The organism is Albidovulum denitrificans (assembly GCF_002973535.1).
GTDB lineage: Bacteria > Pseudomonadota > Alphaproteobacteria > Rhodobacterales > Rhodobacteraceae > Albidovulum > Albidovulum denitrificans.
Genome location: NZ_PVEP01000004.1, coordinates 161,835 through 178,995, shown reverse-complemented (window position 1 = coordinate 178,995; position 17,161 = coordinate 161,835). Strand labels below are relative to the sequence as shown.

Here is a 17,161-nt window from a genome sequence, read left to right as displayed (position 1 = left end):
CCGGCCCTTAACGCAGACGAAGCGCGTTGAGCGAGACGGTAATCGAGGAAGACGACATCGCCAAGGCCGCGATCAGCGGCGTCGCGAAGCCCAGAAGCGCGACCGGCACCGCGATCATGTTATAGGCCAGCGACAGCGCGAAGTTCTGCTTGATCCGGCGGCGGGCCTTGACCGCCACGCTGAGCGCGTCGGGCAGCGGCGACATGTCCTGCCCCAGAAGCACGATGTCCGAGGCCACCCGCGCCGCGTCCAGCGCCGAGGCGGGCGAGATGGAGACATGGGCCGAGGCAAGGGCGGCGGTGTCGTTCAGACCGTCGCCGACCATCAGCACCTTGTGACCCTCACCCTGAAGCGCCCCGATCAGCGCCGCCTTGTCCTCGGGCAGCGCGTGGGACTGCCATTCGTTCAGCCCAAGGGTCGCGGCCAGCCGCGCCACCGGCGCCTCGCTGTCGCCCGACAACAGGATCAGCCGCTTGCCCGCGGCTTTGAGCGCAGCGATCGCCTCTTCCGCGCCGGGACGGGCGCTGTCGGTAAAGCGGAACGCCACCGGCGCCGCATCGCCGATGCGAAGCCATGTCGCGGTTTCCTCGCTTTCGCCGCCGCCGACCCATTCGGCGCGGCCAAGCCGGACCGCCTGACCCTGCCAGCGCGCCTCGACCCCGTAGCCCGGAACCTCGTGCGCCTCCGTGACCGTCGCGGGCGCGACCGCCATCCCCGACAACGCGGCATCCAGCGCGCGCGACAACGGATGGCCCGAAACGCCCGCAAGCGCCGCGACAAGCGACAGGTCGCGCGGGTCCTGCCTATCCAGCGCCAGCGGCGTCGGCGCGCCAAGAGTCAGTGTCCCGGTCTTGTCGAACACGACGGTATCGACCTCGGCCAGACGTTCCAGCGCGGTGCCGTCCTTGATCAGCAGCCCCTTGCGGAACAGCCGCCCGGAGGCCGAGGTCACCACCGCCGGAACCGCCAGCGCCAGCGCGCAGGGGCAGGTGATGATGAGGACCGCCGCCGCGATGTTGATGGCAAGCCTGAGGTCATGCGTCAGCAAAAGCCAGGACAGGAACGCGCCCAGCGCAAGGATATGGACCGACGGCGAATAAAGCCGCGCCATCCGGTCGGCAAGCGAGGTGTAGCGGGTCTTGGCGCTTTCCGCGACGGCGACCAGATCGGCCATCCGATGCAGTGAACTGTCCCGCCCGGCCGCCGTGACCCGCAGCGTCAGCGGGCCGGTCAGGTTGACCTCCCCCGCGCTGACGACGGTCCCGGCGCCTGCGTAAAGCGGCACCGTTTCGCCGGTCAAAAGGGAACGGTCTATCTCGGACGTGCCGTCCGTCACCACGCCATCGACCGGCATCCGCGCGCCGGGGCGGACCAGAACCAGTTCCCCGGCCGCCAGATCGGCGACGGGGACGATCTCTTCCCCGTTTTCCCCGATCCGCGTCGCGCGGGGAACTTCAAGCGCGGCCAGCTCCTCGGCCGCCGAACGCGCGGCGGCGCGGCTGCGATAGTCGAGATAGCGCCCCGCCAGCAGGAAGAAACACAGCGACACGGCGGCATCGAAATAGGCATGCTCCCCGCCCATCATCGTCTCGTATAGAGAGATGGAGGCGGCCAGGATCAGCGCCAGCGAGATCGGCACATCCATGCCCAGCCGCCGCGCTTTCAGCGAGGCCCAGGCGGAGCGGAAAAAGGGCTGCCCGGCAAAGACCAGCGTCGGCAGCGTAATCGCGGCGGAAATCCAGTGGAACAGATCGCGCGTCGCATCCTCGGCCCCCGACCAGACGGCGAAGGACAGGATCATGACGTTCATCATCGCGAAGGCGGCAACGCCCAGCCGCATCAGCAACTCGCGCCCGGCGCGGTCGGTGGCGGTGGTCGACAGAAGGCCGGGGTCAAGCTCATGCGCCGGGAAGCCGGCCCCCTTCAGCGCCTCGATCAACGTATCTGCCGTGACCGAGGGCGCGGCGGCGACCGAGACCCGCTTTTGCGTCAGGTTGACCCGCGCCGATTTCACGCCGGGCATGGCGTTCAGCGTGCGCTCCACGTCCGAAATGCACACGGCGCAATGCGCGGTCGGCAGCGACAGGATGATGCCCGCGTCCCGCTCCGCCCGTTTCGCCGCGATGGATTCCGCCGAAGGGGCCGCAACGCAGGCCGGGCAGGCAGAGATATTTGTCGCCGAAGTAGACATCAGCCTTTCACGAAAAGATCGAGCCTCTGGTGGAACCTTGTGCCGTCATCCGAAAACGCCTCAAGCAGGATCATCCACTTGCCCGGCGCCAGGGGCGCGTCGGCGACATAGTCACCGTTCACATAGCTGAAATCCGGGTGGATGTCCTGCGCCGCCTCGGTCGTGCGCCCGACAAGCGCCGACAGGTCCTTGACCCGAACCGGCAGCCCGTCACGGTCGCGGAAGGCAAGGCGCAACTGCCCGTCGGCATGGCTTTCGGTCAACGTCCAGCCCAGCGCCTGCTGCGCCTTCCGCTCCGCGTCGAAGGTCTGCGACGCGACGTAGGAATTCGGCACCTCAAGGCCGGGGAAGGTGCTGACGGCCTTGTAGGCCATCAGCACGTTCACCCCGATGATGATGGCGAAGGCCGAAACGGTGATCGCCAGAACCTTGCGGCCGGACAGCGGTTTCGTCATCTCAGCCATCCTTCCCGGTAAACACGGTCCCGGCGCTTGCACGATCCGAGCCACCCTGATCCTGAAGCCAGATCGTGATGTCGGTCAGCCCCGCGTTCGCCATGTCGTTGCCCGGGGGGGCGGTGACATAGACCCGCTGCGTCAGCGTTTCGTCCGCCGCGACACGGGCCACGTTGCCCTCAACCCCTTCCAGCGTCAGCGGAAGCTCGACCGGCGCCCCGTCCGGCCCCGGCAGCGTCGCGGTGATCGCGAAATCGCGCACTTCGGCCTGCTTGTTGCGAATCCGCAGCTCATAGGTGTTGCGGATCGAGCCGTCGGCCAGAAGCACATAGACCGGGTTGCGGACAGGCGTCACGTTCAGGTCGATGGGCGAGCGCAGGAACAGCGCCACGATCAGGCCCACACCGATCCCGGACCAGAGCGTGAAATAAAGAAGCGTCCGGGGCCGCAGGACGTGCTTGATGACGGATTTCGGTTTGGCCCCCGCGCGTTCCGCCGATTCGTCCTTCAGCGCCATATAGTCGATCAGGCCGCGCGGCTTGCCGATCTTGTCCATCATCTCGTTGCAGGCATCGATGCACAGCGCGCAGGTGATGCATTCAAGCTGCTGCCCCTCGCGGATGTCGATCCCCATCGGGCAGACGTTCACGCAGGCCATGCAGTCGATGCAATCGCCATGATCGGGGTCGTGCGCGCCCTTCTTCAGCTTTCCGCGCGGCTCACCGCGCCATTCGCGATAGGCGACGACCAGCGTATCCTCATCCATCATCGCGGCCTGAATCCGCGGCCAGGGGCAGGCATAGATGCAGATCTGTTCACGCGCGAAACCACCGAAGAAGAAGGTGGTCGCGGTCAGCACGCCGATGGTCATATAGGCGATGGGATGGGCGGTGCCGTGGATGAGATTGTTCAGCAACGCCGGTGCATCGGTGAAATAGAACACCCAGGCCCCCCCGGTCGCCAGCGCGATCAGAAGCCAAAGTACCCATTTGGTAAGCCGAAGCCGCGCCTTGCGCAGGTCCCATTTGGCGTTCCAGAGGCGGACACGGGCATTGCGGTCGCCTTCGACCCAACGCTCCACGAGAATATAAAGGTCGGTCCAGACCGTCTGCGGGCAGGCATAGCCGCACCACACCCGGCCCAGCGCCGAAGTGAAAAGGAACAGCCCAAGCCCCGCCATGATAAGCAGGCCCGCGACGAAGTAGAATTCGTGCGGCCAGATCTCGATCATGAAGAAGAAGAAGCGCCGGTTGGCAAGATCGACCAGAACCGCCTGATCGGGCATCCCCGGCCCACGGTCCCAGCGCAGCCACGGCGTGATGTAATAGATCCCCAGCGTCACCGCCATCAGGAACCATTTCAGGTTGCGGAATGCGCCTTTGACACGGCGGGGAAAGACGGGTTCACGCGCCGCGTAAAGATTTGGCGCCGGGTTGCCGGAAGCGTCCACCGGGTATTCTCCATTCGTCCTGTTGCGGCCCACTTATGTGCTTACCGCCACGCCGGGGCCTTGACGCAGATCAACCAAATCCGGGCTGGATCGTCCCGATCCGCAAAAACCGGATTCGTGAAGTCAAGTTTTCGTTACGCCGGTCCGGCGGCAGTGGAAACAGCAAAACCGTCCCCCCCGCTGCAACCCATTGTCGCATGCCTGTCAGGGGGAATCACGCCATTTTGGCAGAATCCCCTTGCCCCATGCTGACCACGCGCGCCTCATGGGGGTTCGCATCAGGAAGAAGGCGGGCCAGCTCCGCCGGGGGAGGAACCATGCCGGAAAAACGCATTGCCGAGGACCCGAGTGAATTCTCGGCCGCCGAGATCGGCGCGCTCGCGCATCTGTACCGGGGCGAGGTCTATCGTTCGACCATCTGGCGGACCCGTCTCGACACCACGACCAACTGGGCGGTGGTGACACTGGGGGTGGCGTTGTCGATCACCTATTCCTCGCCCGAGGCGTCGCCCCTGCCGCTGCTCCTCGTCGGGATTCTCATCCTGCTGTTCCTCGCGCTTGAGGCGCGGCGCTATCGCTATTTCAGCGTCTGGCGGGCGCGATCGCGCTGGATGGAACGGCATTTCTTCGTGCCGATGCTGAAGGATGGCGGCGATCTTCACACCGAGGAAAACTGGCAAAAGGCGCTGGCCGCCGATTATGACCGGCCGTCCTACCATGTCGGATACCTCGCGGCGGTCGCGCGGCGGGTGCGCAACAACTATCTGTGGATCCTGCTGATCCAGACAGTCGCCTATGTCGGCAAGCTGACCGTGCATCCGACGCCGGTTCCCGATCTGGAGACCTTCATCCGGCGCGCCGATATCGGCCCCCTGATGCCGGGTGAGGCGGTGCTGACGATCGGCTTTCTCTACATCCTGTCCTGGGTCGCGCTGGCGGTCTGGATCAGGCGGGCGGACGAACGTCGGATACGCGAAAGGGGCGGGCGTGCCGCAATGGGCTGACAATCGCGCGGTCCTGACATAAAAATGGCATCGGCTCCCCCAGGAAACGCGCGAACAGGACGGGGTGCCGATGCCACTACCCGGAGGGGCCGAGGCCCCTCCGAATTCTTCAAATCACTCGCCGCCACCGCGGCTGTGGACCCAGGCGGCCACGGCGCGGATGTCGGCCTCGCTCAACCGGTCCTGCCAGGATGGCATGACACCGAAGCGGGCATTGGTGACGGTTTCCGTAAGTGCGGCCTGATTGCCGCCATAGAGCCAGATCGCGTCGGTCAGGTTCGGCGCGCCCTGCATGCGGTCGCCCGTGCCATCCTCGGCGTGGCAGGATGCGCAGTTGTCGGCGAAGACGGTCGCCCCTTCGGTCGCCAGCGCTGCATCATGGTCCTGACCGGAGATTTGCAGCACATATTGCACCACCTGGTCGATCTGCGCCGGTTCAAGCAGTTCATCCGCACCGAATTTCGGCATTTCCGAATACCGCGCGTCCGCGTCGGTCGTGTTGCGGATACCGTGGCTGATCGTGGTGTGGATGTCGTCGATCGTACCGCCCCAGAGCCAGTCGTTGTCGAGCAGGTTGGGATAGCCCACGTTCCCCGCCGCACCCGAACCGTGGCACTGCGCGCACCAGGTACGGAACACCGCGCCGCCCGCGTTCATGGTGTAGTTCACCAGTTCCGGGTCCGAAGCGATGGCGTTGAGGTCGGTCGCGACCAGCTTGGCTTCGATCGGGGCGTTCGCCTCTTCGTAGCGCGTGATCTCGGCGGCGACGTCGGCGCGGGTGCTGGCGCCCAGCATACCGGGCGTTGCACCGCTGATCAGCGGCCAGGCCGGATAGGCGATCATATAGCCGATGGCCCACACGATCGTCACATAGAAGGTCCAGAGCCACCAGCGCGGAAGCGGGTTGTTGAACTCCTCGATGCCGTCCCAGCTATGGCCGGTCGTATCCGGGTCCACTTTTCTTGTGACAGGTTTCTTGCTCATTTCAGCGCCTCCTGCGCCCGGACGTCGGTCATGTCTTGCCGGGCTGGTCTGCTATCGTTCCGAAAGGGGACATTCGCCGCGTCGTCATGCAGCGGCCGCGAACCGGGCCGGAAGGCCCAGAACACGATGCCGCAGAAGAGCAGCACCAGCGCCAGAAGCGCCCAGCTGTCCGCGAATTCCCGCATGAGAGAGTAAAGATCCATCCCTCACGCTCCTATCGGCTTGCCACGGGCTGGAAGGTCGAGAAATCGACCATCGTGCCGAGGACCTGAAGATAGGCGACCAGCGCGTCCATTTCCGAAACGCCCGCCTGACCGTCGAAATTGGCGACCTTGGCGTTCGGATAGCGTTCCTGAAGACCATCGACATCCGCATCCGGGTCCGCCTGCGCGGCGAAGTCGGCCTTGGCCTGTTCGATCATCTCCGAGGTGTAGGGAACACCCACCAGCGCGTCGGTCTTCAGACGATCCTCGATATAGGTCGGCTCGATCAGCCGGTTGGCGAGGAAGCCGTATTTCGGCATCACCGATTCCGGCACCACCGATTGCGGGTCGGTCAGGTGATCGACATGCCATTCGTCCGAATAGCGGCCGCCGACGCGGGCGAGGTCAGGCCCCGTCCGCTTGGAACCCCACTGGAACGGGTGGTCATACTGCGACTCCGCCGCGAGGCTGTAGTGGCCATAACGCTCCACCTCGTCCCGCATCGGCCGGATCATCTGCGAGTGGCAGAGATAGCAACCCTCGCGGATGTAGACGTCCCGCCCGGTCAGCTCCAGCGGCGTGTAGGGCCGCATCCCCTCGACATCCTCGATCGTGTTCTCAAGGTAGAAGAGGGGTGCGATCTCGACGATGCCGCCGATGGTCACCACCGCGAAGGCCCCGATGAGAAGCGCGGTCGCGTTGGTCTCAAGGAACTTGTGTTTATCAAGAATACCCATGATCCAAGCTCCTTATTCGGCCGGAACGGCGTTGTTGGTAGAGGCCACGGCCGGTTGCTTGGCCACGGTTGCCCACAGGTTGTAGACCATGATGACACCGCCCAGGAGGTAAAGCACACCGCCCAGCGCCCGCACGACGAACATCGGATGCATCGCGATGACGGTGTCGGCGAAGGCGTTCACCAGGAAGCCCTGCGCATCGACCTCGCGCCACATCAGGCCCTGCATGATCCCGGCGACCCACATCGAGGCGGCGTAAAGCACGATCCCGATGGTGGCGAGCCAGAAGTGCCAGCTGACCAGCGTCAGGCTGTAAAGACGCTCACGCTTCCACAGGCGCGGTACCAGGAAGTAGAGCGCGCCGAAGGTGATCATGCCGTTCCAGCCAAGCGCGCCGGAGTGGACGTGACCGATGGTCCAGTCGGTGTAGTGCGACAGCGAGTTCACCGCCTTGATCGACATCATCGGGCCTTCGAAGGTCGACATGCCGTAGAAGCCGACCGAGACGACCATCATGCGGATGATCGGGTCGGTGCGCAGCTTGTCCCAGGCGCCCGACAGCGTCATCAGGCCGTTGATCATGCCGCCCCAGGACGGCATCCAGAGCATGATCGAGAACACCATCCCCAGCGTCGAGGCCCAGTCGGGCAGCGCGGTGTAGTGCAGGTGGTGCGGACCGGCCCAGATGTAGAGGAAGATCAGCGCCCAGAAGTGAATGATCGACAGCTTGTAGGAATAGACCGGACGTTCGGCCTGTTTCGGCACGAAGTAGTACATCATGCCGAGGAAGCCCGCGGTCAGGAAGAAGCCCACCGCGTTGTGGCCGTACCACCACTGCGTCATCGCATCCTGCACGCCCGAGAAGACCTGCACCGACTTCGACCCGAAGAAGGACACCGGAATGGCGAGGTTGTTGACGACATGCAGCATCGCGATGGTCACGATGAAGCTGAGGTAGAACCAGTTGGCCACATAGATGTGGGGTTCCTTGCGCTTCAGGATCGTGCCGAGGAAGACGGCCAGATAGGCGACCCAGACGATGGTCAGCCACCAGTCGACATACCATTCCGGCTCTGCATATTCCTTCGACTGGGTGGCGCCGAGGATATAGCCGGTCGCCGCGAGGACGATCACCAGCTGATAGCCCCAGAACACGAACCAGGCGAGGTTGCCGCCCCAGAGACGCGCCGCCGAGGTGCGCTGGACGACGTAGAAGGACGACATGATAAGCGCGTTGCCCCCGAAGGCGAAGATCACCGCCGAGGTGTGCAGCGGTCTGAGCTTGCCGAAGTTCAGGTAGCCATGCGTCAGTTCCGAAAGGTTCAGCGCGGGATACGCAAGCTGGAAGGCGATCGTGACACCGACAAGGAAACCGACCACGCCCCAGAGCGCGGTTGCGATAACCCCGGCCCGAACCACCGAGTCGTTATATTCGGTTTCCGGGTGCGGATCGAGCGCGGGCTGGGCGTTGCCCGTCCCCCGCAAAACCACGATGAACGTGATCGCCGCGGCGATCATCACCGTCATCGCGTTCACCATATAGGCGATGTCATGCGCGTAATTGGCCCCGATCGCGGCAAGAACCGCGATGGCGCCAAGAACCGCCAGTTTTATGTAGTCCCACATTTTTCTGCGTCCCTTGTCTTTCCTGGAGGCTCGAATCCAACACCCCGAGCCTTCCCCGACGTACCCGCTTGTGGACGTGGGTGCAAAAGGGTGCCTTGATCTGCGTCAAATGATACTGTCAGGGTGGTTGATCCGTATCAAGGCGGTCCCGTCCACGCCCGGCGACACTGAACCTTGGCTTCGGCGGAAAAGGAGTTATGCCATGGCTTTCAAGTCGATTCTGACGATCACGACGAATCCCGAACAGACCGCGCATCAACTCGACCTGGCGGTCGATCTGGCCCGCCGTGAGGACGCCCATCTCGACGTGCTGTGCATCGGCGTCGATCAGACCCAGACCGGGTACTACTATGCCGGCGCCACCGCGGTCCTGACGCAGGAGGCGTATAATCAGGCCAAGGAAGATGTCACGCGCGCCGAAGCCGCCGTGCGGGAACGTCTGAACGCCGAGGACATCCGCTGGTCCGTCGATACCGCCATCGCCCAGGTCGGCGCGCTTTCGGGACCCGTCGCGATGCTGGCGCGGTTCTCCGATCTCGTGCTTCTGCGCAAGCCCTATGGCGACGGGCGCGGCTATGCCGATGAGGCGATCCTTGAGGCGGCGCTGTTCGAAGGCGGCGCGCCGGTGCTGGTCCTGCCCAGCGCGGCCAAGGACGCGGCCTTTGGCAAGCGCGTCGTGCTGGCCTGGAACCAGAGCAACGAATCCCTGCGCGCCGCGCGCGCCGCGCTGCCGATCCTGAAGGCGGCGACCTCGGTCAACATCACGATCATCGACCCGCCCGCGCATGGCCCGGAACGCTCCGACCCCGGCGGGATGCTGTCGCAGCTTCTGGCCCGCCACGGGGTTCAGGCAGAGGTGTCCGTCCTGGCCAAGACCCTGCCCAAGGCGTCGGAGGTCCTGTCGCGTCACGCGCATGACATCAACGCCGACCTGATCGTCATGGGCGCCTACGGCCATTCCCGCTTCCGCGAGGCGATCCTGGGCGGCACCACGCGCAACATGCTTGAAGGCACCGACCTGCCGGTCCTGATGGTACACTGATCCCGGCGCGGGCGCGGTCAGATCACCTCGACCGCACCCGCATAGGCCGCCACGATATGTTCATCCGCATGGGCGGCAAGGGCGGCGATCTCCCTTTCCTGCTCGGGCGAAAGGACACCATCTTCGGGCGCCGTGGCAATCGCGGACAAGGCTGCCTCCCGCGCCGCGTCAAAGGCGGTGCGGCGGCCCGATTTCTCATAATCGTCGCGCCCCTGCCGCAGGAACACGCCCGGCGACAGCTGATCGCGGCAGGTGCGGATCGTATGCGCGCTGTCCAGGAAATGCCCGCCGGTGCGGATGCGCATCATCTCCTCCCAGTTCAGGTCCCCGGCCTCCAGCGCGGGCTTGCGGATGAAGCGGCGCATCATCGCCCCCATCTCATTGTCCAGAACCGCCTGAACCGGGCTGAACACCGTCGCGCATTCCAACTGCCCGACCCCGCCCAGAATGTCGGCCCCGGCCAGCGCGACCGTCTGGGTCAGGAAGGCGCGTTCGGCCATCGACTGATGATCCGCATCCGGCGTGTCCGACCCCGACCCATAGGTGTGCGTCAGCATCCCGAAGCCCTGCTTCATCACCTGCACCGCCATATTGGCCGCCTGAAGGCTTTCGACGCAGCTTTGCAACGCCGATCCGGTCCGCATGTCGAGCGTGAACATCAGCGGTGTCGCGATCACCGGAATGCCGGGCGACAGCACATGCGCCATCACCGTCATGCCCACGATCTCTGCCGCCGCCATGATCGCCATCGACGGCACCGACAGGGGCGCGGTTCCCCCCGATGAGGGCAGCGAGCAGGCATGAAGCGGCACACCATACTGCCCGGCCGCGATGATCACCTGCGTGTCCATGTACTTGAACTCAAGCGGGGTGAAGGAGCAGGTGATGGCGCTGGTGATCGGATTGGCGCGCAGCTCCGCCTCACCGCCCGCCGCGATGGCGGCGATCTTCATCAGATAATCGACATTCTCATGCTGATAGGGCTGCATCCAGATATGCTTGTCAGTCCGCGTGATCAGGCGGCCGAAGCTATGGATGTCGGCGGTCTTTTCCGGCACGCCATGCACGAAGGGGTGGGCGATGAACCCGACCTGATCCAGCCTATTGGCCACCGCCGCGATCTCGGTCACGGCGGCAAGGTCCATGTTGCGATAGCTGGCATCGCGCGGGTTCACATAGCCATGCGCCCCCGTCCCGGTCCGCATGATGAACCCGCCATCCGTGCGCGGCAGGTCAAGATCCAGATCGCGCCGCTTGCCCGCAAGACGCACCCTTTTCGGCGTCGCCGCCAGCGCCTCGGCGATCATCTCGCGCGGCAGGCGCAGCCGGTCGGCATCCCGCCCCTCTTGCGCGCCCGCCTTCAGGAAGGCGCGGCGGGCGGCGGGGTGCAGCACCACGACGCCATAATCCGCCAATATCTCGAACACGCGCGCCTTGAGGTTGTCGAGATCGCCGGGATCGAGAAATCCGAACCCCGCGCGCGGGCGAGCCGCGGCCTCTTGCCGGAATGCGCTGGCGGTGAGGGTTTCGCGTTGCGTTGCGCCGCGGCTGCGCCGGGGCGATCGTGTCCTGGTCTGCTCCATACCTTCCTCCGTTGCAGAGACCGATATGGCACACACCGATTATGCTGACTGCCTGCCGACTTCAGCCCGACGAAGCGTAGCAGAGACCGGACATCGGTCAACGAAATTGACGCGGCCGGACCCGGCGGAAATGCCGCACCCCGGCCCCCAACCGTCAGAATGCCCGGTTTCACCGTCAGGTTGACGCAAAGTACCCGCCACAGCCTGACGCATTTGCCTTGCCAGCGGCCCTGATGCGGCTAGGCTCCTTGCAGGCTCCGCCCGCGCGAAGGCGGACAACTGAACATGACCAACCTTTTTGACAGGGGTATGCATATGCCGATCAACAAGCTTCTTCTGACCACCGCCCTCAGCCTTGGCCTTGCGCTTCCGACGCTTGCCGCCAACGTCGCACCCGGCGACACGCTGGCCGACAATCAGGATTACACCTACTGGCTGCTTGACGCGATCAAGTCGATGGACCCGCAGATCAACACCGATGTCGAAGGCTCCGGCGTGCTGCGCTCTCTCTTCGAGGGGCTTTACGATGAGGATCAGGAAGGCGCCCTCGTCCCCGGCGTCGCGCTGAACCATGATCTGTCCGATGACAAGACCGTCTATACCTTCCACCTGCGCGACAATGCGAAATGGTCGAACGGCGACCCGGTCACGGCGCAGGACTTCGTCTATGCCTGGAAGCGCCTCGCCGATCCCGCAACCGCCTCGGAATACGCCTGGTATATCGAGCTGATGCAGGTCAAGAACGCCGCCGCCGTCATCGCGGGCGAAGTGCCGGTCGACGATCTGGGCGTGAAGGCCGTCGATGATCACACGTTCGAGGTGACGATCGACGCGCCCCTGCCCTACTTCCCGAAAATGCTGACCCATGCCTCCACCTTCCCGGTCAACCAGAAGGTGATCGAGGCGAATGGCGACAAATGGACGGAGGCCGGGACGCTGGTCGGCAACGGCGCCTATATCCTCAAGGAACATGTGCTGGGCGAAAAGGTGGTGATGGAGCCGAACCCGAACTACTGGGACAACGAACACACCATCATCCAGACCGTCACCGCGCTGACCATCAACGATCAGAACGCCGCGCTGACCCGCTATCTGGCGGGCGAGCTGGACCGCGTGGAAATCCCCGCCGGCCAGTATCCGCGCCTGAAGGCGGAATACCCCGATCAGGCCGTCTCGGTCCCGCAGTCCTGTTCCTACATCTACATGTTCAACCTGGATGAGGCGAAGGGGCCGGAGGCGCTGAAGGACGTGCGCGTTCGCAAGGCGCTGTCCTACGCCATCGACCGCGACATCATCGTCGACAAGATCCTGCAAGGCGGTCAGTGGCCGTCCTACAACTGGACCCACCATTCGACCGAAGGCTTCCAGCTGCCCGACATCGACTATTCGCACTGGACCCAGGCGGAGCGGGACGCCAAGGCGCTGGAGCTCATGAAAGAGGCGGGCTATGGCCCCGACAAGCCGCTGGACCTGACGCTGAATTACAACACCTCGGAATCGCACAAGAAAATCGCCATCGCCGTGCAGCAGTTCTGGAAGAAGATCGGCGTCAACCTCACGCTCAACAACATGGAGTGGAAGGTTCACACCGACAAGATGCAGAACCAGGACTTCGACATCGCCCGCTATGCCTGGTGCGGCGACTATAACGAAGCCTCGACCTATCTCGACCTCTTCACCAGCTATTCGGGCCACAATAACGGCAAGTTCTTCAGCCCGGACTACGACAAGCTGATGAAGGACTCGAAGACCGCCGAGGACCCGAACCCGATGTACACGGCGGCCGAACAGATCCTCGCCGATCAGATGCCGATGGCGCCGATTTACCAGTACACCAAGGTTGAGATGATCAAGCCGGACATGCGCGGCATGAGCCTGAACAACCTGATGCAGAACTGGTACATCAAGGACATGTACCGCGTCGCCAACTAGGGCGGCATGATCCGGGCGCGCTGCCGGATCGCGGCGCGCCCTTCCCCCTTCCTTCCGGGGTCTGCGCATGATCACCTATATCCTCAAGCGGCTGGCCATCGCGGTGCCGACGCTTTTGCTGCTTGTCATCATCTCGTTCCTCCTGATGCACGCCGCGCCCGGCGGCCCCTTCACGCAGGAACGTCAGCTTCCGCCAGCGGTGCTGGCCAATCTCAATGCAAAATACGGCCTAGACGAACCGCTCTGGCGTCAGCTTGTCTCCTATGTCTGGGGCATCGTGGCGCATTTCGATTTCGGCCCGTCCTTCATCTACAAGGACCGCACCGTGAACGAGATCATCGCCCAGGGCTTCCCCGTGACGCTGACCTACGGCACCGTCTCCTTCGTCGTCGCGGTGGTCCTTGGCGTCGCGCTGGGCGTGTCGGCGGCAATCTGGCACAACTCCTGGCTCGATTACCTCGCCGTCGGGATCTCCATCGGGGCGCAAGTGCTGCCGAACTTCGTCATGGCGCCGCTATTGCTGCTGACCTTCACCTGGTGGCTGGGCTGGCTGCCCGGCGGCGGATGGGAAGGGGGCGACTGGCGCTATATGGTGATGCCGGTGATCGCGCTGTCGACGTCGTTCATGGCCTCCATCGCGCGCCTCACCCGCGCTTCGATGCTTGAGGTGCTGACCTCGAACCACATCCGCACCGCCCGCGCCAAGGGCCTGCCGGAATCGCAGGTGATCCTGAAACACGCGCTGAAACCGGCGCTGCTGCCGGTGCTGTCCTATCTGGGGCCGACCTTCGTTCTGATGATCACCGGCTCGGTCGTGGTGGATTTCTATTTCTCGACCGGCGGCATCGGCAAAAGCTTTGTCGACAGCGCGCTGAACCGGGACTACGCCGTGATGCTGGGCATCACCATCCTCGTCGGGGCGCTGACGATCTTCTTCAACCTCGTGGTCGATATCCTTTACGCCTGGATCGACCCCAAGATCCGGTACTGAGCGATGGCAAGCCCGACGAAAGTTGCAACCATGACCGACGACATGACCATGCGAGAGGTCAAGGGCCGGTCCCCCTGGGTCGATGCGCGGCGGCGGTTCGTGCGCAACAAGGCCTCGCTCGGCGGGCTGGTCGCGCTGATCCTGATCGCGATCATTGCCCTGTTCGGCGACAGCATCGCGGTCTGGTCGAATGAGGAGATCGACTTCAACGTCATGGGACAGGCCTATGAGCTTGGCGGCCCCTCCATCGAAAACGGCCATTACTTCGGCACCGACGATCTGGGCCGCGACCTGTATTCCCGCACGCTGCAAGGCACGCGAATTTCGCTGATGGTCGGCATTGTCGGCTCCTTCATCGCGGTCGTCGTCGGCACGCTTTACGGCGCCACTTCCGGCTATGTCGGCGGGCGGACCGATCAGGCGATGATGCGGCTGGTCGATATTCTTCTGTCGGTGCCGTTCATGTTCGTCGTGATCCTGCTTCTGGTCATGTTCGGGCGATCGCTCGTCATGCTCTTCCTCGGGATCGGCCTGATCTCATGGCTCAACATGGCGCGGATCGTGCGGGGCCAGACCCTCAGCCTGAAGCACAAGGAGTTTGTCGAGGCCGCCCGCGCGACCGGCGTCGCGCCCTTCACCATCATCCTGCGCCATATCGTGCCGAACCTTCTGGGCATCGTCGCGGTTTATGCCACGCTTCTCGTGCCGGAAATGATCCTGATCGAAAGCTTCATCTCCTTCCTCGGCCTCGGCGTGCAGGAGCCGCTGACCTCGCTTGGCGCGCTGATCTCCGAAGGGGCAAAGACAATCTATTACGGCACGATCTGGCAGCTTGGCTTCCCGCTTCTCTTCTTCGTCGTCACGCTTTTCGCCTTCTTCTTCGTCGGCGACGGACTGCGCGATGCCTTCGATCCGAAGGACCGCTGACATGGCGATGCTGGAAATCACCGACCTCGCCGTCCGCTTCGCGACCACCGACGGCACCGTCAGCGCGGTCAACGGCGTCAGCCTGACCCTCGACAAGGGCGAAACGCTGGGCATCGTCGGCGAAAGCGGATCGGGCAAGTCGCAACTTGCCTTCGCGATCATGGGGCTTCTGGCGAAGAACGGCACCGCCACCGGATCTGTCCGCTTCGACGGGCAAGAGATTCTGAACGCCCCGCGCAAGACAATCAACCCGATCCGCGCCAACAAGATCGCCATGGTGTTTCAGGACCCGATGACATCGCTGAACCCCTACATGCGGGTATCCGACCAGATGGCGGAGGTGCTGACGCTGCACAAGGGCATGTCCAAGGCCGAGGCGGTGGCAGAGTCCATCCGCATGCTGGACGCGGTGAAGATCCCCGACGCCAAGGGTCGCGCGCGGCTTTATCCGCATGAGTTTTCCGGCGGGATGCGGCAGCGGGTGATGATCGCGATGTCGCTTCTTTGCCGCCCCGAACTTCTGATCGCGGATGAACCCACCACCGCACTCGACGTGACGGTTCAGGCGCAGATCATGAACCTTCTGGCCGAGTTGCAGCACGATTTCGGCATGGCGACGATCCTCATCACCCATGACCTTGGCGTCGTCGCGGGCTTCTGCAAGGAGGTGCTGGTCCTTTACGGCGGCACGGTGATGGAGAAAGGCCCGACTGATCCGCTTTTCGCGACGCCTTCGCACCCCTACACCCGCGGTCTTCTCGCCGCGATCCCCCGCGTCGATCAGGAGGAGGAGGCGCTGCATTCCATCCCCGGTTCGCCGCCCAACATGACCGCCGCACCGAAGGGTTGCCCCTTCGCCCCGCGCTGCGGCCATGCGGGTGAGGATTGCCTGGACCACCTGCACCCGCTGAGCGAATTCGCGCCCGGCCGCTGGCGTGCCTGCAACCGCAGCGTGGAGGATCTGGCATGACCGCGCCCCTCCTCGACGTCCGCGACCTGCGCGTCAGTTTCGAACTGCGCCGCGCGGGCGACCTGCCCTGGACGCCGCCGCGCCTGCTTCATGCCGTCAGCGGCGTGGATTTCACCCTTGCTGCGGGCGAAACGCTGGGCATCGTCGGCGAATCCGGTTGCGGCAAGTCCACGCTGGCCCGCGCGCTGATCCAGATGGTTCCGGCGACCGGCAAGGCCATCTGGCGGGGGGAGACGGACCTTCTGTCGCTTTCCCCACGCGAGATGCTGAAATACCGCGCCGATATCCAGATGGTGTTTCAGGACCCGCTGGCCAGCCTCAACCCCCGCATGACCGTGGGCCAGATCATCGCCGAACCGCTCAGGACCCATCACCGTGGCCTTGGGTCAGCCGAGGTGAAGACCAAGGTCAAAGCGATGATGGATCGCGTCGGCCTGCTGCCGAACCAGATCAACCGCTATCCGCACGAATTTTCCGGCGGTCAGTGCCAGCGGATCGGCATCGCCCGCGCGCTGATCGTGGAACCAAGGCTCTTGATCTGCGATGAGCCTGTTTCCGCGCTCGATGTGTCTATTCAGGCCCAGGTCATCAATCTTCTGACCGACCTTCAGCGCGATCTGGACCTTGCGATGATCTTCATCGCCCATGACCTCAGCGTGGTGAAACATATCTCGGACCGGGTGATGGTGCTTTACCTCGGCCGCACGATGGAGGTCGCGGCAAGCCCCGATCTTTACGGCGCCCCACAGCATCCCTACACGCAGGCCCTGTTGTCCGCCGTGCCGATCCCGGACCCGGCGGCGGAACGCGAAAAGGTCGTGATCCCGCTCGGTGGCGACCTGCCGTCACCGATGAACCCGCCTTCGGGTTGCGTCTTCCGCACCCGCTGCCCGCGCGCGCAGGCACGTTGCGGCGAGGAGGTGCCGGGGCTGGCGGGCGGCGACCACGCCACCGCCTGCCACTTCCCCGGCCCGCTTGAGATGGCAGAGATCGACCGCACTCCGGCCTGATCCACCTTTTCGCGCGATGCCCCGCAAGGGCCTTGCCCTCCCCCCGCGATCGCGCA

Annotated in this window: 15 protein-coding genes; 7 read left to right on the top strand and 8 right to left on the bottom strand. The window is 64.2% G+C overall.

What is annotated here, in order from left to right; all coding sequences use genetic code 11:
* Positions 1-7 precede the first annotated feature (7 nt).
* Genes LX70_RS11270 through ccoG form a run of 3 tightly spaced genes read right to left on the bottom strand, consistent with a single transcriptional unit; the run spans position 8 to position 4,096 of the window.
* Positions 8-2,191 (bottom strand): heavy metal translocating P-type ATPase, encoded by a 2,184-nt coding sequence (locus tag LX70_RS11270; protein WP_105514862.1) that lies wholly within the window; start codon positions 2,189-2,191, stop codon positions 8-10.
* Positions 2,191-2,655, bottom strand: coding sequence for a FixH family protein (locus tag LX70_RS11265; protein ID WP_105514861.1), 465 nt, complete (start codon positions 2,653-2,655; stop codon positions 2,191-2,193). The genes LX70_RS11270 and LX70_RS11265 overlap by 1 nt, the downstream gene beginning before the upstream one ends.
* Entirely contained in the window at positions 2,648-4,096 is a 1,449-nt protein-coding gene (gene ccoG, locus LX70_RS11260; RefSeq protein ID WP_245885045.1) for a cytochrome c oxidase accessory protein CcoG, read from the bottom strand. The genes LX70_RS11265 and ccoG overlap by 8 nt, the downstream gene beginning before the upstream one ends.
* A gap of 317 nt (positions 4,097-4,413) precedes the next feature.
* On the opposite strand from ccoG, the gene LX70_RS11255 reads away from it, so the two are divergent.
* Entirely contained in the window at positions 4,414-5,100 is a 687-nt protein-coding gene (locus LX70_RS11255) for a DUF2270 domain-containing protein (RefSeq protein WP_105514860.1), read from the top strand.
* 114 nt (positions 5,101-5,214) lie between these two features.
* On the opposite strand, the gene ccoP is transcribed toward LX70_RS11255, so the two are convergent.
* From ccoP to ccoN, 4 genes are read right to left on the bottom strand one after another with little or no spacing between them, the layout of a single operon-like run.
* The gene (gene ccoP / locus LX70_RS11250) at positions 5,215-6,084 is read right to left on the bottom strand and encodes a cytochrome-c oxidase, cbb3-type subunit III (protein WP_105514859.1); all 870 of its coding nucleotides are present in this window, start codon (positions 6,082-6,084) and stop codon (positions 5,215-5,217) included.
* The gene (locus tag LX70_RS11245; RefSeq protein WP_105514858.1) at positions 6,081-6,287 is read right to left on the bottom strand and encodes a cbb3-type cytochrome c oxidase subunit 3; all 207 of its coding nucleotides are present in this window, start codon (positions 6,285-6,287) and stop codon (positions 6,081-6,083) included. The genes ccoP and LX70_RS11245 overlap by 4 nt, the downstream gene beginning before the upstream one ends.
* Positions 6,288-6,298: 11 nt before the next feature.
* On the bottom strand, positions 6,299-7,024 hold the full coding sequence (ccoO, locus tag LX70_RS11240) for a cytochrome-c oxidase, cbb3-type subunit II (RefSeq protein WP_105514857.1): 726 nt from the start codon (positions 7,022-7,024) through the stop codon (positions 6,299-6,301).
* A 12-nt stretch (positions 7,025-7,036) separates the two neighbouring features.
* Entirely contained in the window at positions 7,037-8,650 is a 1,614-nt protein-coding gene (ccoN, locus tag LX70_RS11235) for a cytochrome-c oxidase, cbb3-type subunit I (protein WP_105514856.1), read from the bottom strand.
* 202 nt (positions 8,651-8,852) lie between these two features.
* On the opposite strand from ccoN, the gene LX70_RS11230 reads away from it, so the two are divergent.
* Positions 8,853-9,692 carry a universal stress protein gene (locus LX70_RS11230; RefSeq protein WP_105514855.1) on the top strand — a complete coding sequence of 280 codons (840 nt, stop codon included), beginning with the start codon at positions 8,853-8,855 and terminating at the stop codon, positions 9,690-9,692.
* A 17-nt stretch (positions 9,693-9,709) separates the two neighbouring features.
* Here the strand turns inward: LX70_RS11230 and LX70_RS11225 are convergent, their stop codons facing one another.
* Positions 9,710-11,275: a trimethylamine methyltransferase family protein gene (locus LX70_RS11225; protein ID WP_105514854.1), complete on the bottom strand. Its 1,566-nt coding sequence runs from the start codon at positions 11,273-11,275 to the stop codon at positions 9,710-9,712.
* Positions 11,276-11,590: 315 nt separating this feature from the next.
* On the opposite strand from LX70_RS11225, the gene LX70_RS11220 reads away from it, so the two are divergent.
* The 5 genes from LX70_RS11220 (at position 11,591) to LX70_RS11200 (ending at position 17,105) form a co-directional block, all read left to right on the top strand.
* Positions 11,591-13,207 (top strand): peptide ABC transporter substrate-binding protein, encoded by a 1,617-nt coding sequence (locus LX70_RS11220; protein WP_211301705.1) that lies wholly within the window; start codon positions 11,591-11,593, stop codon positions 13,205-13,207.
* Positions 13,208-13,274: 67 nt separating this feature from the next.
* Positions 13,275-14,198: an oligopeptide ABC transporter permease OppB gene (gene oppB / locus LX70_RS11215; protein WP_105514853.1), complete on the top strand. Its 924-nt coding sequence runs from the start codon at positions 13,275-13,277 to the stop codon at positions 14,196-14,198.
* Between the two features lie 30 nt (positions 14,199-14,228).
* The gene (locus LX70_RS11210) at positions 14,229-15,125 is read left to right on the top strand and encodes an ABC transporter permease subunit (protein WP_245885043.1); all 897 of its coding nucleotides are present in this window, start codon (positions 14,229-14,231) and stop codon (positions 15,123-15,125) included.
* Between the two features lies 1 nt (position 15,126).
* The gene (locus LX70_RS11205) at positions 15,127-16,095 is read left to right on the top strand and encodes an oligopeptide/dipeptide ABC transporter ATP-binding protein (protein WP_105514851.1); all 969 of its coding nucleotides are present in this window, start codon (positions 15,127-15,129) and stop codon (positions 16,093-16,095) included.
* The gene (locus tag LX70_RS11200; protein WP_105514850.1) at positions 16,092-17,105 is read left to right on the top strand and encodes an oligopeptide/dipeptide ABC transporter ATP-binding protein; all 1,014 of its coding nucleotides are present in this window, start codon (positions 16,092-16,094) and stop codon (positions 17,103-17,105) included. The genes LX70_RS11205 and LX70_RS11200 overlap by 4 nt, the downstream gene beginning before the upstream one ends.
* Positions 17,106-17,161: the final 56 nt, after the last annotated feature.